A 26,431-nucleotide genomic window follows, 5' to 3' on the forward strand; every position below is an offset into this window, starting at 1 on the left:
GTGCCGTATCGGTGATGATACGGCACCTTTGCATTATTCTTGCGATTCTAAGTTTTCAATATACTTGGTTAAAATATCATTGATTTTTGTGATATCTGAAAGATCGATTTGAGGTTGGAACGTGTAAACTGGAATTCCTCGGTAGGGACTATCTTCAACATTTTGAATAATCGAAGAGAAGACCATGTCGAATTTTTGTTCTTCGTTTTTTTCCACTTCAATAAAAGATAGAAAACGAACGTTGAAGAAATTACGGAAGATCTGTTCCAGCTTTTGGGCCAAGATATATTCCAAAGCCATCGTTAGATTGGTGTCAATCTTTACAACGATCTCCGGTTCGAATTTAGTAAAAATATTAATGGCGGAGAATGCTTCGCAAAACCTTGGTACAAGAAATTCGTCATTCTCCAACACAGTCGATTCCGACTGGTCACGCATTTTTTTAAGGATGTCTTCCATATAAGAATATAGATGAGGATACTTTGTTTGATAAAAAATTAAAAGATCGTAACCAGAAGCAACAGAAATAAAATTTTTAAAAAAAGTCGCATGCAAAAATGTCGATAAAATGATCGCGTGGCAGAGTTTTAAGTTCAGTTCTTCTTTAACCGGCGTATACATGATGTTGGTTTCCTCAGTGAAGAGAGTATATAGCTGATAGATCGGCGTATCAAGTTCTCTGTGCAGCTGAATCACCTCTTGGAGATTATCCTTGCGAATATAAAACTGTGGTCGACACTGAAAAAGCAACCCGATATAATTGATCTCGTGTTCCGATAGGAAAAACTCTTTTTGAAAGTCCTGATAAAAGGCCGAACGTGGAAAAAGCTGCCGCTGATTGATCTCTTTGACATAAGCTGGAATATCTTCCGGTGTTATCGGATGTTTAGAATGAAAGCGCGAAACATTCAGTGCAAATAAGTAAGAAAATTCCAGCGACAAAGTATTCTTTTTAGCCAAATCATAATTTTTCAATGCATATTTCACATAGTGCTCAATTCTTTTTTGCTCAACATTTTTGAAGGGCCAAGTGACACCGGTATAAAAGCTCCAGAAAAATTGATAGCCCAAGTAGCGAATATTGATTTCTTTACCGGTGATTTTTAATTGTTTGCCACTATACTTCAAGGATAAATGATAGGCCTCAATAAATTCGTTGATTTGTAATACCTTGCGTCTCAGCGTACTCTCACTAACAAAATAATTGTTGAGGATATCTGACGTCGCTACTTGATTGCTGAGAAATAATTCTTGCAATAAATTGAAAATCAAGGATTGCTTTAAAATATATAAAGAGAGTCTTTTATAATTAAGTTCCTCTCCATTGAAAAGGAATCCCTTTCCTTTGATGAAATCAATCGTTCCACAGGCTTCTTCCAGAAGATTCATCTGAGCTAGGTCTTCCTGTAATTCCTCCATATACTTCATGACATTTTTCTCGCCTATTTCAGTTTTAAAACACAACGTTGGTAATTTAACCCAATCTCCTGCTTGGTAAACAATATCTAATAATAAAAGTTTATTTTTAATCGCGGATTCAAATAATTCATAATCCAAAAGATTTCCTCCTAGCATTGTCCTTCATAGTTTAATTATAACATCTAGTAAGGCAAATAGAGTTCATGATACATTCGGTATTTCAGTATTCACCAAACGAACCCGACAAAATTGAAATATCTGGGTCTCCTTTTTTGATATACTCTTTTCTTATTCGGGGACCGTAGGGAATTGCGGCATCTGATTTGATTGCTCTAGCGAAACTGAAAAATAAAAAAACATACATTATAGTAATGGTAGCAAACAGTATTATAAAAAAGATGCTTTGAGGGCCTTTTTATTATTTCAATAGCCAACAAGTAACTATAAAAATATAAATTATTTGTAAAGCAGGAAAAGAAAGTAGTGAATGAGATGAAACCATTTTTAATTTTGACGAAAAATGTATTGTTTGAGCAGCCTCTGCAGAATCGATTGCAATGTTTGGGATATGAAGTGTATTGCTCTAAGCTTCTTTTCGATAAGCTACTGCATAAATTTGATGAGGAACAGATTGATAGGAAATTTGCGGCGGTTATTATTAGTGAAACTATCAGTGATAATGAGGCAAAACAACTTTTTTTAAACTTGAGCAAAATGAGCTGTTTCATCAGAAAAACATCGATCGAACCAGATGAAGAAGAACAGAAAATGATTAAAAAAATAGGTTTTTACGATTGGATCAGTGAGAGTCAATCAATTGAACGCCTTAGAGAGTACGTAGTGCATAACTTAGCCAACATGAATCATGAAAAGGAGCAAGCAAGGCTGATTTTTAATAAAGAGGGCGAAGTTAAACAAGAGGAGTTACGTGCGATTCTTCATGTACTATCGAAAAAAGAAACAGCCTTTTTCGAGAAATTACTTAATTCAAATGATGAAATAGTTTCCAGAACAGAGATGTCACGAGCAATGTGGGGAGACGGTCCTAATAGTTCTCAATTAGCTCAGATGTCTATTATTGCTAAACGAATCCGATGGAAGCTGAAAGAAATGGAAAGTGCCTTAGTCGTAGAGGCGATTTGGGGCAAAGGCTACCATTTGAAACAAAGGAATTTTGACGACGAGGCCGTTTAAGCTTTTTGATGTAGTGAAGCTATTGTAAAGTTGAAGAGGATGTTCATCATCGTACACAAAATATTTTTTTAATTTAGATGATTTTTCTAGGAGTAGTGACCATAGAAAAAAATTCGTGTTATCATAATTACAATGAGAATTTAATTAAAAAAGTATGGATCGAAAGGGTGTAACTTGATGGATTTTAAGTGTATCGTTATTTTTACAGTGAAGGATTATAATAAAAATAAAGAAAAGGATGGGTATTTGCCGCAAAATGGAACAGTGATTAATGCTTTTTTTGGCTCCAATGGGATGAATTGTCTCGCGGTTGGGTATGTGAAGTAGCAGCGAACTAACTTGTGGGCTTCAATAAAGACTTTAGTGGTATTTTTTTAAGCGAGTTGGCGATGAATTCAAATAATGCTGGTTCGTTCGTGTTGTGATTGCTCTTTTGAATGTGAAGCGAAAGCTGGTGATTGTTTTGGATAGTCATGTGATTAGAGATATTGCGTTTGTTGGTATTTTCTGTACGGGTCTTTTACTAGTGATCGCTTTGATTACTCGCTTAACAAATGGGCTTTTTTTCTCAAGGTTTCCATGGCAGTTTGTAAACGATCGAGATGATCCAAGATTTGAGGCGGAACGTAGGACAGGAAAAGCTTACAGTTATTTTATATTTAAGTATGTACCACCGTTTTTGATTGGATTTCTATTGTTACTTTTGTGGACCTATTTGTCTTAATAGGGGCTTTGCAAGGCGGTTAACTAATTTTGCAAAGAATTATCTTTTAATAGAGAGAAAAAATAATAGGAGCTGATTCGAAAGTCTTACAGACTTGTGGATCAGCTCCTATTCACGAATACACGGCGATTCATAAGTACGTCTACAGAAATAAGCCGAAAATTCACAAAATTTTAGAAACACTGAGTAGGTATCATTCATCATCTGTTCCTAGATCCTTGTATTTCTTTAGGCTATCCTCTTCTGTCAAAATTTATCGTTAACCATGTAATATTTCGACGATTTTTTGATTGAAATCAGGAAGATCATCTGGAGTTCGGCTAGTTACTAATTTGTTGTCTACTACAACTGCTTCATCTTTGACGATTGCGCCAGCATAGCCGACATCTGGACGAACGGTTGTGTAAGCAGTCATTGTGCGCCCTTTGGTAAGTCCTGTTTGAATGAACAATTGTGGACCATGGCAAATGGCGAATAACGGTTGATCCTTGTCTAAGAAATAAGACACGAAGGATACAAAACGTGCATCGCTACGCAATTGATCAGGTGAAAAACCGCCAGGAATTAGTAATGCATCGAAGTCCTCAGGTTTCACTTCATCAATTCCTTTGTCGCTTTTGAATTTGGTTCTTTTTTTTCCTGTGATTTCTTGATTGGCTTCAAAGCTGATGATTGTGACTTCGTTGCCATCTTTTTCCAGTGCTTCTTTTGGAGAGGATAGTTCAACATCCTCGACTAAATCCGTAACAATCGCTGCAATTTTTTTGGTCATTGAATTTCCATCCTTTCTTTTAAGTACATTTTAACCCTAAAGGATAATCGCCAAGAGTTCAAATAATATGTTTGGGATGATAGACTCCGCTTGGTTCTTTGATTGCTTTTTACATTTTTGAGAGTACAATTATTTACAGAACATAAAGTGAAAAAGGAGCTATGTATAATGATAATCGGACTTGTCTTTTTAGCTTTGGGAATTTGGCAGCTTTGGATAACAAAGCGTTCTTTTTCTAATTTGAGGAATAAAGGGAACGAAGCTACATCTCCTTTCGTAATGTTTAGTTTGTGGAGTAGCCTAGTAATGGCGATTATATTTTTGGTTATTGCGTATAATGTTATTGTAGGAAATTTCGGTTTTTAATTGATGGCAGTTTAGGATAGTAGCGATAACATTTACCATTATGTCGCCTATAAGGAGAAGCGCTGATGTAATGCTAGATAAGCAGGAAAAGAATTGTCACTTTCTATTTACAAATTTTGTTATTAAAAAAATTCTTTTTGTAAAATCTGTTGACAGCGCTTTCTGTGTTTGGTAAGCTAATTTTGAATTAAATAGACCATTTGATGGATAGTGATTGTTTAAATACAAGCTAAACCTGATGAGATACGTACGATTATTTGTCGTACCCTCATTGGGTTTTTTTTGTTGCTCTAAAACAGGAGGTGAGTTTATAAAAAATAACATTTTTGGGTTTGACATCAATTGCAAAGCTATCTATCATTTTAAGTGAACGAAGTCGGGAAAAATGATTTTTAGTAGCGAATGTCACAGAACGGAGGAGTGTTGAATGCAAATTCAGAAGATTTTGAATAACAATGTAGTCATCACGACTGATCAAAAAAATAACGAGATTGTCGCGATGGGGCGTGGTCTAGCCTTTCAGAAAAAGATTGGGGATGAGATAGCCGAGGAGGCGATAGATAAAACCTATCACCTTGCGAACAGTGATTTGTTTCATAAGTTTCAAGAATTATTAGTCGATGTTCCGATAACTTACCTAGAAATCGCCAACGATATTATTGATGAGGCAAAGGTAACGTTGAAAAATCCGTTGAACGATTCGCTTTATATATCAATTACTGATCACTTATATGCAGCAGTCCAGCGAGTTAAAGAGGGTGTTCGGGTTCGAAACTTATTATTGTGGGATGTTAAACGTTTATTCCCCGATGAATTTTCGGTAGGCGTGAATGCGGTAAAAAGAATCGAGGAAAAGTTTAAAGTCAATCTAGGTGAGGATGAAGCAGGGAATATCGCTTTACACTTAGTGAATGCTCAATCAGATAGCGAAAATGAAGATGCGTATATGATGGCGGAGCTGATGCAGGAAATCATTCAAATAACCAGCTATTATTTTAAAGTTCAACTGGATGAAGAGTCTGTTTACTTTTATCGTTTTACAACGCATTTGCGCTTCTTCGCTTCACGAATCATGAATCATCGCCAATTAACTGATGAGACAGATGACGAGCTGCTTTTAATTATTCAAAAGAAATATCAAAACGCGTATCAATGCGTAGAAAGAATTGCAGATTTTATTAAGAAGAAATACGATTACGAAATGTCAAATGATGAGAAATTATATTTAACCATTCATATCGCACGATTAGTCCAAAAAGTAAATCAATAGAAATTGGCACCTGCCCGCTTTTCACATTATCCCGGGTTGTTGATTAGTGGAAGGGCATACATTAAATAGGAGGGAAAATAGTGGGAAAATACCATGATTTAGCAGAGAAAATTATCGCCAATGTCGGCGGAAAAGAAAATATCAATAGTGTAACACATTGTATTACGCGTTTACGTTTTAAATTGAAAGATGAAGGCAAGGCAAATGAAGATGTCTTAAAAAACATGGATGGTGTCGTTACCATCATGAAAAGCGGCGGTCAGTTCCAAGTTGTAATTGGAAATCATGTACCGTTAGTCTATGCAGATGTTTTAGAGGTTGCTGGTATCACTGGTGAAGCTACCGAAGAAGATGCTGAAAAAGGCAATATTTTTAATCGTTTGATCGACTTGATTTCTGGTTGTTTCCAACCGTTCCTAGGAGCGTTGACGGCTTGTGGGATGTTGAAAGGGTTTAATGCCTTATTCTTGTATCTTAAATTGTATGAAGCAGGCAGCGGAACTGATTTATTCTTAACAGCCGCTGGAGATTGCATCTTTTACTTCATGCCAGTAGCGATTGGTTTGACCGCTGCTCGAAAATTCAAAGTTGCAGACTTTACAGGGATCGCAATCGGAATGGCGATGGTTTATCCCACAATTCAAGCCTCGGCTTTGGGTACAGGAAAGCCGATCATGACGTTGTTTGCCAACACGATTTTAGAGAGTCCGGTGTTCATCAAAGTCTTTGGTTTGCCAATTATTGCAAATAACTATACAAGTAGCGTGGTCCCAGTCATTTTAGTTATTTGGTTTGCGAGCATCATTCAAAAGCTGGCGAAACGCATCATTCCTGAAATGGTCCAAACTTTCTTAGTACCGATGTTTACGATTTTGATTTCTGTATTCTTCGGTTTCTTGATTATTGGTCCGATCATTACCTTCTTAACCAATATCTTAGGTAGTGGTTTTACCGCATTGTACGAATTCTCACCAATCTTGATGAGTGTAACAGTTGGTTTCTTCTGGCAAGTGTTAGTAATTTTCGGTCTACATTGGAGCCTGATTCCATTAGCCATGATCAACTTGTCAACGTTAGGGTTTGATACGATTTTAGCAGCTTCATTCTCAGCAAGTTTTGCGCAAACAGCTGTTGTATTAGCAATGTTCTTCAAGCTAAAAGACAAGAAATTGAAAGAATTAGCAATTCCAGCAGTTATCTCAGGGATCTTTGGAGTTACTGAACCTGCAATTTACGGATTGACCTTACCTAAAAAGAAACCTTTTGTGATTTCAATGATTGGTGCGGCCATCGGTGGGTTGATTACTGGTCTGTTAGGAGCGAAAAGCTTCATTATGGGTGGTTTAGGAGCATTTGGTTTTGTAAACCATATTGATACTGCTTCAAATGACATCAGCAGCATGGTCACTCAGTTTATTGCAGTTGGTGTAGCGATGGTCTTCAGTTTCGTAGCAACGATGTTATTCTGGAAAGACGATGAGGTGACTGAAGAAACAGAAGTTCAAAATGAAATGGGTGTTCGTAAAGAAGTCGTGACTTCTCCTGTCCAAGGGAATATGATGCCGTTAGAAACTGCAAAAGATCAAGCTTTTGCACAAGGAGCATTGGGTAAAGGCGTCGTGATTCATCCAACTGTCGGCGAAGTAGTAGCACCGTTTGACGGCACAGTTATGACGATGTTCCCAACAAAACACGCGATTGGTTTGATTTCAGATAATGGTCTGGAATTGTTGATCCATATTGGTTTAGATACCGTTCAATTAGATGGAAAATATTTTGAAGCGCACGTAGAACAAGGCGCAAAGGTCAAACGTGGTGATAAACTGGTGAGCTTCGACATCAAGGCAATTGAAGAAGCGGGATTCAGTGTAGAAACGCCAGTCATTGTAACGAACTCAGCGGATTATCTGGATATCATCGAGACTGATCACAAAGAAGGTATCAGTAGCAGCGATGAGTTATTGACTGTATTGGTTTAACGAATTAAATCAGAAAAAAGTTCGGGGCGAGCGCCCCGAACTTTAATTTGGTCGAAAAGATTCCGTGAAGCGAATCATTGATTCTGGTGATTCTGCCATGATTTCAGAGCTGGTTTTTCGCTTATCAGCAAGCTCGCCAATCTCAATCAAATGATTCAGATTTTTTTGATAGTCTTCGGCAAAGACACAGCTATATAGCACATCCAGTAAATAGCAGATTGATGAATTAATCGTAAAGTTCGCAATTTTTGAATAAAGCCGCTCCCGTGTCGTTATTCGCAGAACCGCTTGGCTGTAGGAGGCGAGTGTATTCTCGCCGATGCTAGTTAAGGCGATGACAGGAATGTTTTGTTTTCGCAAAATTCTTGCGAGCTGCAAGATAAAATTATTTTCTCCTGTATAAGAAATCAGAATCGCACAGGTATCAGCCTGGCTATTATAGGCTTCGTAGGTATCCTCGCCTAAAGTCTGACTGGTCACAACATTTTTTTTGATGCGGCGCATTTTTAAGGCAAAATCCTGAGAAATCAGTAAATTGGCGTTACTCCCGAAGATTTTGATTTGTTTGGCGTTTAATAAGAGCTGTTTCGCTTTTTGCAGGTTATCATGATTCAACAGGCTTAAGGTATCATCAATCGTTGTTCTTTCTAATGAAGCAATTTTATTTGCGATCGTCATGATGCCGTCATTGGTTTGGAAAGGAAAATTGGCGTCGACATCTTCAAAGTAGGTTTGGAGATAGGTTTGTTCAGCTAAAAATTCTGTACGCAATTCTAGCCAGCCCTTGTAGCCTAATTTTTTAGCAACGCGAATCAAGGTAGAGGGGTGAACGAAATTAGCTTCTGCGATTTCTTTAATTGTCATGGATTCAATCGCTGTACCCTTTTCTAAAATATAAGTGACCAAGGCTGTCTCGGCATTAGAAAAATCTGTTTGCTTCATTTTCTCTGATAAGAGCATTATGAGCACACCTCCTATTTACATTTATTGTAGATCATTTGTAAATGAATGTGGGCGATTTTAAGGAAAATGTGAGAATATCCATCGAGATTTACAAAATCAACCGTTTTCAATAGAGAGTTTGTAAATTCGTATGGAATGACTTGTGAACAGATTGAATTGAAGTTTTACATAGCAGATAATTAGTTTGTAAATAAAAATAGAAGGAGTCGATTGGATGTCAGCAGGAGTAAAGATCGCTACAATTGGTGGAGGAAGCAGCTATACACCGGAATTAATGGAAGGTTTTATCAAACGTTATGATGAGTTACCAGTTCGTGAAATCTGGTTAGTCGATATTGAAGCAGGTCGTGAAAAGGTTGAGATCGTTGGTGCAATGGCACAACGGATGTGGGATGCATCACCTTATGATGTAAAAGTTCACATTACCTTAGACCGCGAAGAAGCCTTGAAGGACGCAGATTTTGTCACGACTCAATTCCGTGTGGGCTTATTAGAAGCACGGATCAAAGACGAACGTATTCCCGCTTACTATGGCATGTTAGGTCAAGAAACGAATGGTGCCGGCGGAATGTTCAAAGCGTTCCGAACAGTTCCGATCATTTTAGAAATCGTTGAAGATATGAAACGTCTATGTCCAGATGCATGGCTGATAAACTTTGCTAACCCAAGCGGCATGGTGACTGAAGCAGTTGTTCGTTATGGTAAATGGGACAAAGTAATTGGCTTGTGTAATGTTCCAGTGATGGCGCAAATGGTGGAGCCTGAGATGTTAGGCAAAGAGCCAGATGAATTGATATATAAATTTGCTGGCTTGAATCATTTCCATTGGCATAAAGTAACTGATAATCACGGCAAAGATGTGACACAAGAGATCATTAATAAAATGTACGAAGGCGACGAAACAGGGATGCCGAAAAATATCCATGATATTCCATTCCCAAGAGAGATTTTAGAACAAATGCAAATGATTCCTTGTGGGTACCATCATTATTACTACCAAGAGGAAGAAACGTTGGCTCATGCCTTAGAAGAATACAAAACCATCGGCACGCGTGCCCAACAAGTGAAGCAAACAGAAACAGAATTGTTTGAATTGTACAAAGATCCGAACTTGGATTACAAACCAGAACAATTAGGACAACGCGGCGGAGCTTACTATTCTGATGCAGCATGTGAATCAATCGCATCAATTTATGCTAACAAAAATACGCAATTAGTTGTTTCGACGAAAAATGACGGTGCTGTGCCAGATCTGCCAGCAGACTGTGTCGTTGAAGTTTCTGCTTATATTGGCGGACAAGGCGCTCGTAATGTTGCATTTGGTGAATTGCCAACAGCAGAACGCGGGTGGCTGCAAGTGATGAAAGCCATGGAATTGTTAACGATCGAAGCTGCTGTAACTGGTGATTACAACACCGCATTACAAGCGTTTACCATCAACCCAATGATTCGTTCTGGTAAAACAGCGCAACGGATTATGGATGAATTATTTATTGCACACAAAGAACATTTGCCAAACTTCAAAGAAACCATCGAACGCCTAGAAAAAGAAGGTATCGAGGTTCAAGACGAAGTGGCACGTGAATTAGATATGGAAAAAGTATAGAAAGTAGGAATTGATTAATGGGATTTAGAAAAGACTTTTTATGGGGCGGCGCGACTGCTGCCAATCAATGTGAAGGTGGTTATAACGAAGGCGGACGCGGACTAGCAAATGTTGACCTCGCACCGGTGGGTGAAGATCGTTTTGCCGTTATCGCAGGGAAAAAGAAAATGTTTGATTTTGACGATGCGCATTTTTACCCAGCAAAAGAAGCGATCGATATGTATCATCATTGGAAAGAAGATATTGCGCTGTTTGCGGAAATGGGTTTTAAGACTTATCGTTTATCACTAGCGTGGAGCCGAATCTTCCCTAAAGGCGACGAAAAGGAACCAAATGAAGAAGGCTTGAAATTTTATGAAGACATCTTCAAGGAATGTAAAAAATACGGAATCGAACCATTAGTAACCATCACTCACTTTGACTGCCCAATGCACTTAGTGGAAAAATATGGCGCATGGCGCAGCCGCGAATTAGTCGGCTTCTACGAAAATTTATGTAACGTGATCTTCAATCGTTACAAAGGATTAGTCAAATACTGGTTGACCTTCAATGAAATCAACATGATCTTACACGCACCATTTATGGGGGCAGGTCTATACTTTGAAGAAGGCGAAAACGAAGAACAAATCAAATACCAAGCAGCCCATCACGAATTAGTGGCATCTGCGATTGCAACGAAGATCGCTCATGAAGTCGATTCAGAAAACCAAGTCGGCTGTATGCTAGCGGCAGGTTCTTACTATCCATATACACCAAAACCAGACGATGTCTGGGCAGGTCGTCAAGAAGAACGTCAAAACTATTTCTTCATTGATGTGCAATCACGTGGGGAATATCCAGCGTATGCAGTGAAGGAAATGGAACGCAAAGGGATCGAAGTGAAGATGGAAGAAGGCGACAAAGAGCTATTGAAGGCTCACACCGTGGACTTCATCTCATTCTCTTACTATTCATCTCGTGTAGCTACGACTGACCCTGAATTGTTGGAACAAACCAGCGGCAATATCTTTGCTTCTGTGAAGAACCCTTACTTGGAATCAAGCGAATGGGGCTGGCAGATTGATCCACTTGGCTTACGGATCACGATGAATGACCTGTACGATCGCTACCAAAAACCATTATTCATTGTAGAAAACGGGCTTGGAGCGATTGATACCCCAGATGAAAATGGCTATGTTGAGGACGATTATCGAATCGACTACTTAGCGCAGCACGTTCAAGCGATGAAGGATGCAGTGGACTTAGATGGAGTGGATTTATTAGGCTACACCACTTGGGGCTGTATCGACCTCGTGTCTGCCGGAACAGGTGAAATGAAGAAACGTTATGGCTTCATTTACGTAGACCGCGACAACGAAGGTAACGGAACCTTGAAACGCAGCAAGAAAAAATCCTTTGATTGGTATAAGAAAGTCATTGCAACCAACGGAGAAGATTTAAGTAATTAAGGAAAACGAGTGTGTGGCAATTACTTTTGCCACACACTCGTTTCGTCTTGATCTACTAATGTAAGGTAATTCCAACCCATACAATCTGCGGAGAAACAATAAAAAGTAATGGGAAATCCATTTTGGATTTTGTCCTCCGAAAGTATAGCGGCAACTGTAGAGTAGCTTTTAAACAAACTTTCGAAGGATGAAAAAGTGAACGATTTGTCTGGAAAGATTCTTTCCAGACTCTTTTTATTACGTGTTAAACATTGCACTTGTTAGATAGTAAAAGCTAGACAACAAGATGATTCGTGAGGACAAGGAGAAAAAAGTGAGGGTTCTCCGATGAATCATAATCTACTAGTATGGAGCATTTCAAAAAAACAGAACAGAACGAATCCTAGTTGTGTATCCAAAAATTATCATTTGAAACAGCCAGCATCATTAAAAGTATAGTGAACTGCTATCTGCTGCTAACTCTAAATAAGAGAAAAATTCTGCAAGCAATAACAATCTTCTGAAATATGTACTTTACCTCTGTATTTCATTATCAGAATCCCCCAAGTAGTTTAAAAAATCAATAGTGAATTATTCGAAGAATTACACAATTCAATGTAAAGCTATTCTTATAAAATGAGCTTTTTGTGTTGTCTGTGATAAATGGCATTAAAAGTTTTAGAATAGGCTTCCTTTTACGGTTATTGCTAGAATGTTTTCTTAAGTAATCGGCTAAACTTCTTGAATCGTCAGATTTAATATTTTAATCAATTCAATTGAATAGAAATATTAGAATAAAAAGACGATTTTTAAGCTATTTAGAAAATTATATAAATAATTAATCGGAAATTAAATGCAACAAATGTTATATCTGAGTATTTTTTGATTTTGAATTTATGGTAGAAAAATTCAATTTTTTTAATTGGTATTTTTAAAATGAGTAATAATATTTTTTAATGATTATTAAAAAAAAGAACTAAATAAAAAAAAAATATTTAAGAATTAATTGTTTGTTGATTCCCTGAGCTTTTTAATAACCATAAATAAATAAATGGTGAAAAAGCAAGGGGAAATAAGATTGGTTATTATGTATATAAGGAAAAAATCGTAAAGAAAATGGGTTGAATATTATAGTAACAGAGGATTATCAGTTTTCTATTGGCTATCAAATAATCTTTATGTTGAAAAAAATAAACAAAAAAACGAAATTAATTTGAAAAAGTTAAGCGTAAGAGGTGAACTTGATTAAAATAGTATAAATTCGATGGCTATTTTGATATGGAACGATACATTTTTTCGGGTATCAGCGAAGATTGATGATTCACACATATGATGGTTGGTCACTGTTAGTTGGAATTTTATGTGAGTTGTAGATTCATTATGCTGAGTATCCGATTTTTTCATATTTAAAAAATAGTCTTTTGTTACGTTCTAAAAGGGGAAGAACAAAGGGGATGATGAAATGGATTTCAGAGAGGTTTTGGGGACAAGCAGTTTGAGACGACTGCGTTTTGTTGAGCTTCTCTATGCAAGTCAAGTTGGGTTGCCAAGTGATCAATTATTAGAAGAGCTGGAATGTTCATTACCAATTTTGTTGAAGGATGTCAAGTTGATTAACGATGAGCAAGAGGATTTTCATATTGAGAAATTCAAAGGGCTTTATCAAATTAATGTCAAGCCGCATGTGAGTATCAACCGATTGTATGCAGACGTTCTTCAACAAGCACCAGAATTTCAGATTATTGAAGAATTGCTTTATGAAAAGTGTTCAAGCATTAGTGATTTAGCAGAAAAACTTTATCTTAGTGCCTCAAATACACAACGTTACTTAAAGAAACTTGAAACCGCCCTAAAGAAAGCAGGAATAAAACTGGATTACCGCCCGTTGCGGATTGAAGGAAAGGAAAGTGTTATCCGACATTTCTACTATCGCTATTTTTTAGAAAAATCGGATCATGTCGATTCACTTTTTTCAAATTTAAAGGAATACCAGATTAAAGCGATAACCAATTTAGTGGATCAGTTTATTCAGGTTAACCATTTAGAAAATCGTCATATTTTTAGAAAACGATTAAGCTACAACATTTATATCAGTCTATGGCGAATCAAAAATGGTCGACGATATCCTGCAAATGAATTGATAAGTCCGTTAAGCTTGCCTGATGAGGAAACTTTAGAAGCGTTTGAGAGAATCGCTTTAGAGTCTTTTCGAGTTCGGTTAACGGAGGAAGATGTCAAGGATTGTTTATGGTTGTCATATGCGGATATGCTGATTTTCAGCGAGGATCAATGGAAATCTGCGATGAAGCAAAGTAGGATCTATCGCGATTTGTATCAAAAGCATTATGAGTTGGTTGAAGATTTTAATCGTTTACTAGGTCGCTCGTTGGGGGACCTAGAAATGAACGAACTGACGATTATACTGGTGAATGATCAACGGATGTATCCACCTAAAGGGCGCTACATTGATATTTTATACCGTCAACGAGGGATTTTCTTAGAAAAGATGATGGAAACTCATTATCAAGCGGTGAAGAAGGTCCTGAAAATCGCCGAATCCTTTGTGAAGAAATACCGTATTTACCAAGAAACTGATTTTATCTGGAATTACACCTATCTGTTGATAACAATGGTTCCTCAAAGTTTAAATTTATTAGCGAGCGCGGATCAGCCTCTAAAGATTCTACTGCTTTCTGAATTGTCGCCAACCGAGGAAATTTTTTTAGCAGAACAGATTGAAGAACGGATCTATGGAAATTTTAAGATTCATTTTGTAGAGGAGCGTTCTCGGGATTCACGGATCACGATTAGTGAATTGATGAAATATGACGCGTTGGTTACTTCAAGTAGTGTAGAAGAAGTACCCTATGATTATCCTACAGTGATCATTGATCCTTTTTTAACTAATCAAAACATCGTTCAGCTGCAACAGTTGATCAGTGATCTTTCGGGATAAATAAGAGGAACAGGAAGCACTCATTGTAGTTGTGCAATATTGTCGTGTAAGAGAAATTTTCATACGGTAATAGATTCAGCTTTTTGCACGCCAAGCGAGGACATCTGGGATTGCTTTTCCTTTTTCATCTGATGATCGGTATTCTCAAGGAAATTGGACGAAGAAAGCCATATCTGGTGTTTGCGGGAATTCGCTCGTACCTGTTCATAGGCTGCTTGTCTAACGTTTGCAGATGTGATAAATGATTCGTATTCATATGTTTTGCCATTTTGCGTTTGATTTGGCGGACCGTGCGGTCTTTCTTAGTAAGGGTAGTTTGAGGAACACAATTTGGTGATTTTGCGATCGTACGATTGGATAATGGTTGATCGATTTGTTTCCAAGCTTCAATTTTCTTTCGTTCTTGATACTCAAGTCGATTCGCTAAATAATTAATAACTGAATAGTCATAAGGATGAGGCGAGTGTTTGCCTCATCCTTTTTCTTATGACTTTAGTCAGTTTCGTTCGCGGAGCGTACGAAACAAGAAAACTGCGCGCTTCTACGCGTGGATGGAATAGCTTTAGCGATAAAAACTCCTTTCGATATACTAATAAGTGGCTACCAACCGCTTATTTTATCGAAAGGAGTTTTTCTATGTCTAAAGACGACAAAAGTTTATCACATACTAGATGGAATTGTAAGTATCACATAGTCTTCACCCCAAAATATAGAAGAAAAGTAATCTATGGGGAATTAAGAAAAGATATTGGAAGAATTTTGAGGAAGCTTTGTGAGATGAAAGAGGTAGAAATAATCGAAGCACACGCAATGCCAGATCATATTCACATGTTGGTAAAAGTACCACCAAAAATAAGTATCTCGCAGTTCATGGGCTACTTGAAAGGAAGAAGTGCGACGCTTATCCATGAGCAGCATGGAAACTTAGTCTATAAATATGGAAATAAAAGTTTCTGGTCAAAGGGGTATTACGTGAGCACAGTCGGTCTGAACCAGAAAACAATTGAAAAATATATACGAGAGCAAGAATCAGATGATCGAATCCGAGATAGTATAAGTAAACGAGAATACGTTGATCCATTCAAAATGAAGAAAAAGAAATAAAGTAGCGAGCGAAGAGCGGTTGGTGGTCTTTTAGAAAGCTCCATTTATGGAGTAGGCGAGTAGTGACCTCTTCTAGAGGTGTTAAAAAGCCACCCGTTCTCACGGGTGGATGTGTTACTTTCTAAACGAAAGTAGTAAATAGCAGATTTCGGAAGTCTCTTTACAGTTGATGTTTCCTTTACTAATTAAGTGGAAATCTATTGATCAAATAAGGAGATAAAAAGAAAATAGACACATTATATTCATACTTGCCTCGGAAATAGATATTTCCGAGGTCTTTTTTTGTTTTTTTTGACGAAAAATTCAAAAGGTAAATTTTTTTTACGACAATCAAACTTTATTATTCTTTAAATCAAATTAAGTAATTGGGTCCAATAACACTAAAGGTTATAAAAAAAGATAAAACAACGCTGAAATATCATATTTGAATAACTAAAAAATATAAAAAAACACATTCAGCGAGAGAAAATGATATCAGTTATCATATTGTTATGCGGAAGGGAGAGTGGGTGAAAAAAGGGTGAAAGGAGGAATTTATGAAATGAAAAAGAAGCACTTACTCATGTTGGTTGTTCTACTATTTTCTTTTATTACAGAAACACTACCATCACTGGTTACTGCGTATGCCGAAACAACGAAAACGGAACTGATCAATGAAAAGTTCTTAAAAGTCTCCTATGAATATGAATCATTAGAAGATACAAATCGTTGGCGAATCACGTTTAGCAGGCAAAGCGAAGAGAGTGATAAAGAACAGCGTCTCAAATTGAAAGTAACAAATGAGAAAAGAAAAGTGATCACGTATCCAACGATTAAGAACATGGATGAGAAGGATGAATGGCTAATTGAAAAGAACTATTCAGCTTCCATGGAAGGACAACTCGTTTTTGAGTTACCGAAATCAACAAAGAAACTCAATTTAGATGTTCAACTAGACGAGCAGACACTTTCTAACGGAAAAGACGCGAAGATACAGGAAAACATTCTTGATATCAAAGAATCCTTTGTTCTTAAAGCGCAGGATACAAAAGAAGAAACAAAAACTTCTGAGAGTAAAGCAGCGGTCAAAACAAGTTCAGAAGATTTTATCGGTCCGCCTGAACCAGAAGAAGTTGTGCCAGTACCAGCAACGGCAGTTCCAAACAATGGGTTGCTTCGGATGGACCCACCGAAATATACCAATAAAGCACCCGTGTATACGTCGAATAACGGCACCTATCCTACTTGCTATTGGACGCCAACCGGACAGTCAAACGTTCGCAATCATCAAGGTGGTTATGAGAAAGAATCTGGTTGGGATGGAGTAACGAGTTGGGATGTCTCTTCAGATGACTATACGAAATCGTATATCAAATATGGTGAGAATAAATCAAAACCTAATATTGAATTGCGAAAATATGCGAGTGAGACATCTAAAGAAGATGAATTTAATGTTCGTCTAAATGTCCGAGGCAGAACAATTCCAAAACCTGGGGTAGATGTTTGTTTTGTGTTGGATAATTCAGCTTCAATGATTCAATCGCAAGGAAATATTGGCGGGATGACGAGAAAAACATTAGCAGTCAACTCGTTACAAAAATTGATCGATAAGTTCAAAGCGGCAAACCCAGATACTGACAGCCTTCGTATTGGTGGAGTAATTTACTCTTCGCCTGATTATTCAGGAAACCAAATTGTTCCTATGTCTGCCAACTCGACAGGCTGGCAAAACGTAGTTGATAGGTATAAAAGTATTGCTTCAGATGGAAATACCTTCACACAAAAAGCATTAATGGATGCGCAAACGATGCTGAATAATGCAAATGGAACCAATCGGCGAAAGGTTATTTTTCTTTTGACTGACGGTGCACCAAATATGAGTGAAGTACCGCTATCAGGGCATTCAGATTCAAGTATCTATTACGATAAGTTGCGAATTGATTCAAACCATCCTAGTCCACCTCCAATTTATGATGGGTCTCTGACCTATAGTGGACGTTATTGGGGACTTCCAGAAAGAGAGCCTAATGGTGAAAGATATTTTACGGTATATAAACCTTCGGGAATCGCGGTAGGAACTACGGGACAAAGGATTTATAGTCATTTAACGCCTGCCAATTCGACTGCAGCGGATATTAAGGATCAAGGAATGGAGATTAATTCCATCGCTATCAATATCCAAAAAAACTTTACAGTAGAACGGCATTCAAGGGATGAATTGGTCACTGGTTTGTATCGTATGGCTTCCAAAAAGGCGAACGCTGCTGGAGATTCACAGGCTGATTACCAATTTTATCATGCTAGTACAACAGGTGATTTTGACATTTCTTTTGATGATTGGTTTAACTCAGTCATTCAAACAGTAGATAAAGGCGTTATTGAAGATCCAATCGGAGATATGTTTGAGCTAGTAGGAAAACCTACTGTTAAGGAAATCAAAAAAAGCGGTGTGCCAGCAATTGAAACAAGTAAACTGCCGAACGATCCGGTTGTGACAAACAATACGATCAAAGTGGATAATATCAATCTTTATGGTCAGCAAGAAGTTCAATTGGATTACAAGCTTCGGTTAAAAACAGACGCTGTGAATTATGAAGGCGACACATGGTATCAAACGAACGGAAGGACGACATTAACACCAACGCCTGAACGAACGACGGATAAGCTAGATTTTGGCGTACCGTCAGTTAAGGGTAAGGCGAATAAGTTCGAAATTCCAGTTGAGAAGAAATGGTCAGATTCGCATATGAACACAGAAAATTATTGGGGACTTCGCGCAAATAGTGTCAGAGTTGTTTTACAAAGAAAAAGTGGCAGTTCATGGGTAGACGTTGAAACGAAGACGTTGAATGCGGCAAATAATTGGAAAACATCATTTTCGGCGGATGGCGGCAGCACTATCTATAGGGTCGTTGAGCCTGAGAGGACAACGGGATATGCCAAGCCGGATTCCAATGTGAATGAATTTACCGCGAAAACATTACCGAGCAAAGGAGTTCAAATTACCAATAAGTTGCTGAAGGGGGCAACGGTCTTTTGTAAGTATATGGAAGACGGGAAGACACCATTTACGTCAGATTTGCCGCGATTTACCATAAGGCGTAAATCGGATGGCAAAGTATTGGTGAGCAACCTTGAGCCGAATGCTAGAGGTCAAGTACTCATCACAGACATTCCACTTGGTGATTTTGTTGTAGAAGAGACCTATGTGCCTCAAGGCTATGACAAGATGACTGATATCGATGTGAAGGCAGTCGAAAATTCTGCAGGAACAGACCTTAATATTACTGTAAACAGTAAGACCTCATTGCATGAGGTGACCAATAAACGAACGAAAGACCTGGAGATTCCAGTTGAGAAGGTTTGGTCGGATAGTCATCGGGGGACAGAAAACTATTGGGGACTTCGGACAAATTATGTGCGAGTCACATTGCAAAAGAGAACAGGAAGTACGTGGGAGGATGTCGAATCCTTGACGTTGACACCGATCGACAATTGGAAAGGGGTATTCCAAAATGTTGAGGGCGGAAACACCGTCTATCGAGTGGTTGAGGAAGCCCGAACAATTGGGTATGCCAAGCCAACCTACAATTACGGAACGAGCTTCACTGCTGCAACGAAACCAAAAGAGGGTATCAAACTCACGAACAAATTATTGACCGGCAAGGCGGTCATCTGTAAATACATGGATGATGGCAAGACACCGTTTGGTAAGGACAAACCCAAATTCACTGTCACTCGCAGATCTGACGGCAAAGTATTAGCGACAGACCTCGAGCCAGATAATAATGGGCAAGTCACGATCGAGAATATTCCGATGGGGGACTTCATCATTGAAGAATCCTATGTACCAGCAGGATATGAAAAAATGGCAAACATCGATCTTAAAGCAGTGGAAAACGCTGCGGGAACGGTTTTGAATATTACATTGAATGGCAAAACTTCTCCATACAAAGTGACGAATAAATTGGCTGATTTCAAGCTGAAGATCAAGAAAGTCGATCAAGACGGAAATGAACTTCGCGGAGCGAGCTTCCGACTGATCGGAACGAGTTATGATCAAACGGAAACAGGGGGACCATACTTCGAATTTAGTGGATTGCGACCTGGTGAATACAGTTTATCTGAAACGGTCGTTCCAAACGGCTATCAAGGAATGAGCGGCACTGTTCGAATCAGTATTTCGCGTGAAGGTGTTGTAAGTATTCAATCCAATCCGAATGTCAGTGGATCAGGCGGAGTCGGCAATCCGAATCTTATTCAATTGACTGTCACAAACAGGAAGCGCGGAGCGGGTCCGCTGCCTAGTACAGGCGGATCGGGGACAGCGATGTTCTTTAAAGTAGCACTTGGAGTTATCTCTACAGCAGGAGGACTGCTTGGCAGCCTTTACTGGCTTCACACGAAGAGGAGGGGATCGTAATGAAAAAAATGATTCTTCTCTTGGGACTTATTCTGGGAATTTGTAACATGGGGGTTACTGCTTTTGCAGAGGAAAGTCTAGTGGAAGTACTGATCAAGACCAGGCCGGAAACCGGTAATGTATATACAGGGATCGAGCAAATCGACATGGATGTTTATGATTTGACCGAATGGCGCCAAAAACGCGCCAGCAACGAAAAGGCCGATAAGGAATATATCATGGACACCTATCCGACCAAAGAACGATTAGCAACATTTGTCCAAACTGAGCAATTGAAGAAGATCAATCAGGCGCCGTACTCAGTGGATGCCAAGGGGGAAATCTCACTGAGCCTGCCGCGGCAGCAGAATAATCAAGATGCCGCCTATCTGATCCTTTCTTCAGGCGAAACAGGCAACTATCATATGGTTCCGATCATTATTTATTTGCCGCAGAGAATGACGAATACGTTGACGGAAGCGGATAAGCTGGAGATTACATGTAAATATCGTGAAATTCCAGTGACACCGCCAACATCTGAACCACCACCGTCAACAACGACGACTACTACAACTAAATCGACAGAACCGCCGATAACAGATAGCTCAGGACCAAGGAAAGACTTACCAAAAACGATTGGAACACCAAGTGGAGGGGAGGGACCAAGTTACTCAGGAAAGGAGCTTCCGTCTACAAACGAGTTGATACGTAATTATTGTTTTCTAGGGTTGTTGTTGATGATTGTTGGTTTAGTTGGATTGAACAAAAATAAGGGGGAAAAAAATTATGAAAAATAAGAAGAAATGGGTTGCACTGTTAACGACATTGCTATGCTTAATTCCTTTACTAGCAGGGGTGCTAGGCGGAGGAGATAGCGCATACGCAGCAGATTCAGTAGATGTGACTATTCACAAGAAAAAAATGGATGAGTTTCCAAATAGCAGTATCGAAAATACTGGGGAAGAAATGAATGAATTCAATCGTTATGAAGGTTTACCAGGAATTACCTTCACAGCGTGGGATATTTCAGAAGATTTCTATGCAGAATTACGTGCACGTCTGACCGGGAATGAAACAGACGCTGAATACAATACAATTGCTAAAGAAGTAATGAATAACTTTGAATTAAATAATGCACCAAATGCAACTAGAGTTGGTACTGATCAAACAACTGATCAAGATGGGAATGCAAATTTCACTAACTTACCAACAAAAAACGCTGACGGAACATACAAAGTATACTTCTTTGAAGAGCATGCTTCACAAGGCGTTGAAATCGGTTCGTACAAATTGATTATGATGCTACCAATGAAAGGCAGCAACGGACAAGATTTAACAAAAATCCATTTGTATCCTAAGAACAAAGTAGAAGGCGAAGACCCTGAGAAAGAATTAGTGGATGATAACGGCGATCCATTACCACCACGTCCAGCAGGTGCTTACGACTTTGAAGTTGGACAACAAATTCATTACCGTGCAAGCTTTGTGATTCCTAGCCAAATCGGTGATCTTGTTAACGGAGCACCTCGTTATACGAAATTAGAATTCAAAGATGCGGTTGACCAAACAGGTGTGAAATTCGAAGGAATTGATCAAATCGTGATTGGTGGTACGGCTGTTACCCCAGCGACTTTCTTAGCGAATGCAACAGATGACTATTATAATACAGCGGCACCGTTCACTGGCTATGCTGGATTTAATATTGCAATGAACTTGACAGGTGCTGCGGGACCTGCAACAGCGCAATACTTAAGTCAATATGCTGGACAAAGAATTGAATTTTACTACACTGTTTCATTCACAGATGAAACACCAGTCGACTTGGACATCAATAACGAATTTACTGTAACAATGAATCATGATGGTGGACAAGATGATGTGAAAACAAATGATCCAATCGATCCAATCATCACTGGCGGTAAAAAATTCTTCAAACATGAAGATGGCGAAACAAAAGGATTAGCTGGTGCGGAATTCGTTGTTATCAGAGAAGTAAATGGCGTAGAACAATACCTAACAGTTGGTACAGATTCTAAAACTTGGACGCCAGTTGGACCAAATGAAGACTACGCAAACGCAACAAAATTCATTTCTGATGCAGATGGACGCTTTGAAGTAACTGGTTTAGCATACGGTGACTACATGCTTCGAGAAATCAAAGCGCCAAATGGGTTCCAAAAATTAACCGACGATGTTGATTTCGAAATTGACAAAGATTCTTACAACAACGCAACAGCATTACCAATTGCCAATAGCTCTAAAGGCGGCACGTTACCATCAACTGGTGGAATGGGTATCATTGCCTTTATCGTAATCGGTCTTGGTTTGATGGCAGCAGCAATCGTTCGCTACCGTCGTGTACGTTTTGAGGTTTAATTGATAGAAAAGAATGAGCAGAAGGTGTCTAAGACCTTCTGCTCATTTTTTTGTTGGAAAGTGTGCCAACAATACCGAACAAGTAAGATTTAGAAAATCCAGAAGTCTAATTGACAACTGGATTTTCCTAGTAGGTTTATGCATTTAATGTTAACGAAGAAACGTTTAATTTCCATTGTAATTTCCATCTTTCCTGAACAAATAATAAATCAACATTCCCAAACCAATTAGGGCAATGATGCTTCCTATAATTGGGACCCATTTGGCATATTCACCTGCTAACATAAGTATCGCACCACCAACAAACATGAAGCCAGCTGCTAATAAATTTGTCATTTAATCAACCTCCATTCTGGTTGTTTATTTATATAGGAATAAATAATCATCGTTTAATATGTCTTTGAAAGGCTAATTGTAGGTAATTTTATTTTATTGTACATTGGTCAATTATCCAGAGCAAAAATTTTGCACCAAAGGGGAATATGAGGGTTCGAATTAGTGACCTACTGATTAAAAGTTCAGCTAACTCAGCCTATCGAAAAAAAGAAATATGAGAAGGCGGAACTTTCGAAATATTGGTACACGCTTGTATAGATTTTTAAAACTGCCGAGGGTAAAAAGCATGACTGGACGCTGGGTGAAATAAAAAAGATTCCAAAAGGTTTGGAAAGTGATACAGCGGATGCGCTGAAACTCCTGACTTCCATACGTTTACGCTGATCAGAGAGAAAGGCGGATAAATGGAAACAAGGTTTAAGGGAAATTCGGAAAAGCGGATAAACATGCTTCAGGCGCTTGAAAAAAATCCAGGGTATATTTGCGTTTTGCGTCAATTTAATGCAAATCTAGGATTTGAGAATTAAATTGAATTATCTGAAATAAATTAGCTTATGCTCGATTCCAAGTATTTACAAAAATTTCAGCGTCAAGCTCTGATTCGAGAATATCCTCATTTTATAAATGATAAAATACCTTTCTTTTTAAATTTTAGTAATATAGAAAATTACATTATGTAAGCAACTTCGAACGGTATTATATCAGTCGTGAACAGCAAGAAAGACTTACTGGGCAATTGCAAAAAAAAAGACAGCCTACTAAAGAGACTGTCTAGAACATTGATCCAACGATTTGTATTCGCCAGACAGTGAAATACTATCAAAGTTGAATAAAAACGCAACCGCAAACGGTATTGAAAAAGACGCGAATGGTAATAACGGGTGGTTTCGCTAAAAAAAAGACTGCCGGGCATGAATCGGCAGTCTCGGAGCTAAGGGGGAAGCTAATTTGTCAATTAGTTACCTAGCTCACGCACATACTTTGTCTATTACTAGACGAACACATTGTATCAAGTAGCTGGGTTCAAAAACAAACGCGAACGGTAGATAAAAAGAAATAAGTTAAAAATAATCACGTAGCGTCATTGTTCGGTTGATAAATTGAGAAGATGTAAGATTATCTGATTATAGAATTAGTTGAAAAAGTGTGGATGTAGTAAAAGAGATTAATTAGGAGGGCTATTTCTGCAAAAAAATAAGCATCTACCGTGAGCCACAGCAGATGCTTTCAGTACGAACAGTAATTGTCCATTAGAGGATTACACTCCTTATGCGATTTTTGCTAATTCTTGTACTGCATTTTCAATTGTCGTACCGGTCGCAAATTTGTTTTCGTCTTTTTTGTCGAAAACAATAAATAGATTTAAGTTGGTATCTAAAGTTACGCGGTATTCCAATTTGTTGTTAGTGAATGTCATAGAGCATTCTCCTTTCTCAAATAGTGACGAAAGGCAACTAAAACGTTCATAACGAAATTCCATGAATTATCATACCACGATTTGAAGATTTTTGCTAATTAGTAGATTTTGGTAGTTAACACATTAAAAAAAAGTTAAAACTTATCAGCTAAATTCTTCTGTTTTTATAGGCAGCTTGGATAACAATTCGAATAATACATAAAGAATAGCCAAATTCCACGAGTGCTGTACTTTTTGAGTTAGTACAGCAGATAAAAATGGTTCTGTCATTATTATAGATGGAAATTTCTATGTATGAAAATAATCAAATAGGAATCAGATTTCAGGTGAAAGTACACACAGACAGCCATGATGTATCTGACGAATTGGTTTAGTGATTGCGAAGAGTGTGCAGTTAATGTTTTTGAATACGAAAGGTTACTAGGTCATTGGGGCTATCAATTAGAAAAGTAATGCATAGCGAAATTTAAAAGATATTAGCTACTACTTCAAAAAGCAGTAGCTAGGAACATTATTTTTCTTTTTCGAATACGTGCTTTTTATAAATAATGAATCTGGCAATAGGTTGAGCAATGCAGAGTTCAATTAAGAAAGAAATACTGAAATTTCTCGGCCACTTATAAAAGAATTGTTCAACAGGGGTCCATGAGACTTCTCTCATACCTATCCAGCTTGCAACGATGGTTAAAACGATCGACATCATTACTACATTGACAAGACAATTTACAATCATATGTGCATTAAAACTATCTTCTTTTCCTATCAATAGATTGGTTACTTTAGATGCAGGCTGGTGAGTGATTAGAACTAACGCCACTACAACAACCCAAATAAACGGCATTACTTCAAAGGTACGGGACCAAGTTTCTAAGCTAAACCCCATTTCAAAACAAGTAATAAGCGGAGCAATAATGTTCACGGAGAGTATTGACAATATCAATAAAAATAGGGTAAATTCAAGTTTGTTTCGGGGGAGCTTCATATAAAAATCCAAAATGCTAACCTCTTTCTTTGCCTTTGCGCAAAAAAAAGCGCAAAGACACTTTTTGTAGTGTGCTTTACGCTGAACCATTATACGCAGTAAATACTAAATTAGTTTATGCGAAAAAAAAGTGAAAGTCAAGTAGTAAAAAAGCAGATAAAATTACTTAGCAAAGAAAACTAAGAAAACATGCAATAGGATTTTCTCTTGTATTCTCAGTCTTTCCTATTTTTAAAATAACTGTCAATAGAATTCTTTATTCCTTCAAAATCATTCGTCATGAATAATAGTGCAGGGACTTTGATTATAGGAAGTTCGTTTTCATTCTCAAAAGGAACAAAGGGATCCGGAACAACTAAATAATCAACGGAATCCTTATCTCTAATGTAATTAATCGAAACATCGTAATACGTTGAAAAATACTCTTTCAAATCCTCATTATTCAGGACAGCTGGTGTGGGGAAAATTGACGTATAGATTAAACCTGTACTGACGGTTAACACAAAGCATATTTTTTCATACGGCATCATTCCTTTTACAATAATGATAAATCTAAGAAAACGCTTTGTATATGTTAATTTCATATAACTGAAGCTATTTAAGCTGTATGAACAGGTAGGCTCACAAAAAAAAGACTAGAAGAACTAGTCCCAAAAGTATTAGAAATTCAATTAAACTAAACGATTAGCCATAGGATGATCCCGATTAAATTGAACAAGATCCCATAAATTCCCGTATAAATCTTTAAAAACAGCGACGGTACCATAATCCGCAACTTTAGGCTCTCTGACGAATTCCACTCCTTTAGAAACAAGGTTGTTATAATCACGATAAAAATCATCCGTTCCCAGAAATAGAAATACTCTGCCGCCAGACTGATTCCCTATAAAATCTTTCTGAATCGGTTTAGAAGCTTTTGCCAATAATATGGTGGCGCCGTTTGAATTTCGGGGAGAAACCACCACCCAGCGTTTATCTTGTTCAGGTTGGTAAGTATCTTCAATCAAATCAAAATCAAGAACATTTGTATAAAAATTTAGCGCTTCATCGTAATCGTTTACAATCAATGCAATGTGAACAAGACTTTGTTTCATAATAACCCTCCAACTATTTAGTGATAAGGATATCGTAGCAAATAATCAAAATAGAATTTTAATCG

The 26,431-nt window shown here is 37.9% G+C and carries 20 protein-coding genes; 12 read left to right on the forward strand and 8 right to left on the reverse strand.

The window, feature by feature from the left end:
• Positions 1 to 33 precede the first annotated feature (33 nt).
• Entirely contained in the window at positions 34 to 1,557 is a 1,524-nt protein-coding gene (locus IGI52_RS16530) for a helix-turn-helix domain-containing protein (RefSeq protein WP_438781747.1), read from the reverse strand.
• A 354-nt stretch (positions 1,558 to 1,911) separates the two neighbouring features.
• Here IGI52_RS16530 and IGI52_RS16535 point away from each other — a divergent pair, with 354 nt between their 5' ends.
• On the forward strand, positions 1,912 to 2,613 hold the full coding sequence (locus IGI52_RS16535; protein ID WP_311872096.1) for a helix-turn-helix domain-containing protein: 702 nt from the start codon (positions 1,912 to 1,914) through the stop codon (positions 2,611 to 2,613).
• Positions 2,614 to 2,790: 177 nt separating this feature from the next.
• Positions 2,791 to 2,940 (forward strand): hypothetical protein, encoded by a 150-nt coding sequence (locus IGI52_RS16540; protein WP_438781748.1) that lies wholly within the window; start codon positions 2,791 to 2,793, stop codon positions 2,938 to 2,940.
• 656 nt (positions 2,941 to 3,596) lie between these two features.
• Here IGI52_RS16540 and IGI52_RS16545 read toward each other — a convergent pair.
• The gene (locus IGI52_RS16545; RefSeq protein WP_438781750.1) at positions 3,597 to 4,109 is read right to left on the reverse strand and encodes a type 1 glutamine amidotransferase domain-containing protein; all 513 of its coding nucleotides are present in this window, start codon (positions 4,107 to 4,109) and stop codon (positions 3,597 to 3,599) included.
• A 168-nt stretch (positions 4,110 to 4,277) separates the two neighbouring features.
• Between IGI52_RS16545 and IGI52_RS16550 the strand changes: the two genes are divergently transcribed.
• The 3 genes from IGI52_RS16550 (at position 4,278) to IGI52_RS16560 (ending at position 7,724) form a co-directional block, all read left to right on the forward strand.
• Complete coding sequence (locus IGI52_RS16550) at positions 4,278 to 4,475, forward strand: hypothetical protein (RefSeq protein ID WP_311872098.1); 198 nt, start codon at positions 4,278 to 4,280, stop codon at positions 4,473 to 4,475.
• 427 nt (positions 4,476 to 4,902) lie between these two features.
• Positions 4,903 to 5,745 (forward strand): BglG family transcription antiterminator LicT, encoded by an 843-nt coding sequence (gene licT / locus IGI52_RS16555; RefSeq protein WP_172702638.1) that lies wholly within the window; start codon positions 4,903 to 4,905, stop codon positions 5,743 to 5,745.
• Between the two features lie 80 nt (positions 5,746 to 5,825).
• Positions 5,826 to 7,724, forward strand: a complete 1,899-nt coding sequence (locus IGI52_RS16560) for a beta-glucoside-specific PTS transporter subunit IIABC (protein WP_176675611.1) — start codon at positions 5,826 to 5,828, stop codon at positions 7,722 to 7,724.
• Between the two features lie 42 nt (positions 7,725 to 7,766).
• On the opposite strand, the gene IGI52_RS16565 is transcribed toward IGI52_RS16560, so the two are convergent.
• Positions 7,767 to 8,684 carry a MurR/RpiR family transcriptional regulator gene (locus IGI52_RS16565; RefSeq protein ID WP_227150381.1) on the reverse strand — a complete coding sequence of 306 codons (918 nt, stop codon included), beginning with the start codon at positions 8,682 to 8,684 and terminating at the stop codon, positions 7,767 to 7,769.
• Positions 8,685 to 8,901: 217 nt separating this feature from the next.
• Here IGI52_RS16565 and IGI52_RS16570 point away from each other — a divergent pair, with 217 nt between their 5' ends.
• The 7 genes from IGI52_RS16570 (at position 8,902) to IGI52_RS16600 (ending at position 22,537) form a co-directional block, all read left to right on the forward strand.
• Positions 8,902 to 10,293 (forward strand): 6-phospho-beta-glucosidase, encoded by a 1,392-nt coding sequence (locus IGI52_RS16570; RefSeq protein ID WP_311872101.1) that lies wholly within the window; start codon positions 8,902 to 8,904, stop codon positions 10,291 to 10,293.
• Positions 10,294 to 10,310: 17 nt separating this feature from the next.
• Positions 10,311 to 11,741 carry a 6-phospho-beta-glucosidase gene (locus tag IGI52_RS16575; RefSeq protein ID WP_311872103.1) on the forward strand — a complete coding sequence of 477 codons (1,431 nt, stop codon included), beginning with the start codon at positions 10,311 to 10,313 and terminating at the stop codon, positions 11,739 to 11,741.
• A 1,441-nt stretch (positions 11,742 to 13,182) separates the two neighbouring features.
• A complete protein-coding gene (locus IGI52_RS16580) occupies positions 13,183 to 14,676 on the forward strand; it encodes a helix-turn-helix domain-containing protein (RefSeq protein ID WP_311872105.1) in 1,494 nt (497 codons plus the stop codon).
• Between the two features lie 636 nt (positions 14,677 to 15,312).
• Positions 15,313 to 15,780, forward strand: coding sequence for an IS200/IS605 family transposase (gene tnpA, locus IGI52_RS16585; protein ID WP_028020983.1), 468 nt, complete (start codon positions 15,313 to 15,315; stop codon positions 15,778 to 15,780).
• A 541-nt stretch (positions 15,781 to 16,321) separates the two neighbouring features.
• On the forward strand, positions 16,322 to 20,182 hold the full coding sequence (locus tag IGI52_RS16590; protein ID WP_438781752.1) for a SpaA isopeptide-forming pilin-related protein: 3,861 nt from the start codon (positions 16,322 to 16,324) through the stop codon (positions 20,180 to 20,182).
• The gene (locus tag IGI52_RS16595) at positions 20,182 to 20,958 is read left to right on the forward strand and encodes a pilin N-terminal domain-containing protein (RefSeq protein WP_311872411.1); all 777 of its coding nucleotides are present in this window, start codon (positions 20,182 to 20,184) and stop codon (positions 20,956 to 20,958) included. The genes IGI52_RS16590 and IGI52_RS16595 overlap by 1 nt, the downstream gene beginning before the upstream one ends.
• Positions 20,948 to 22,537: a SpaH/EbpB family LPXTG-anchored major pilin gene (locus IGI52_RS16600; protein ID WP_438781753.1), complete on the forward strand. Its 1,590-nt coding sequence runs from the start codon at positions 20,948 to 20,950 to the stop codon at positions 22,535 to 22,537. The genes IGI52_RS16595 and IGI52_RS16600 overlap by 11 nt, the downstream gene beginning before the upstream one ends.
• A 165-nt stretch (positions 22,538 to 22,702) precedes the next feature.
• Here the strand turns inward: IGI52_RS16600 and IGI52_RS16605 are convergent, their stop codons facing one another.
• From IGI52_RS16605 to IGI52_RS16625, 5 genes are all read right to left on the reverse strand, one after another.
• Positions 22,703 to 22,873, reverse strand: a complete 171-nt coding sequence (locus IGI52_RS16605) for a hypothetical protein (RefSeq protein ID WP_438781754.1) — start codon at positions 22,871 to 22,873, stop codon at positions 22,703 to 22,705.
• A gap of 1,267 nt (positions 22,874 to 24,140) precedes the next feature.
• Positions 24,141 to 24,290: a hypothetical protein gene (locus IGI52_RS16610; RefSeq protein WP_016181098.1), complete on the reverse strand. Its 150-nt coding sequence runs from the start codon at positions 24,288 to 24,290 to the stop codon at positions 24,141 to 24,143.
• 511 nt (positions 24,291 to 24,801) lie between these two features.
• Entirely contained in the window at positions 24,802 to 25,284 is a 483-nt protein-coding gene (locus IGI52_RS16615; protein WP_438781755.1) for a hypothetical protein, read from the reverse strand.
• A gap of 203 nt (positions 25,285 to 25,487) precedes the next feature.
• On the reverse strand, positions 25,488 to 25,799 hold the full coding sequence (locus IGI52_RS16620; RefSeq protein ID WP_438782255.1) for a hypothetical protein: 312 nt from the start codon (positions 25,797 to 25,799) through the stop codon (positions 25,488 to 25,490).
• Positions 25,800 to 25,943: 144 nt separating this feature from the next.
• Entirely contained in the window at positions 25,944 to 26,366 is a 423-nt protein-coding gene (locus IGI52_RS16625) for a VOC family protein (protein ID WP_049218118.1), read from the reverse strand.
• Between the last annotated feature and the right edge of the window lie 65 nt (positions 26,367 to 26,431).

The sequence above is a fragment of the Enterococcus sp. DIV0187 genome, assembly GCF_051713785.1.
Lineage (GTDB): Bacteria > Bacillota > Bacilli > Lactobacillales > Enterococcaceae > Enterococcus_A > Enterococcus_A avium.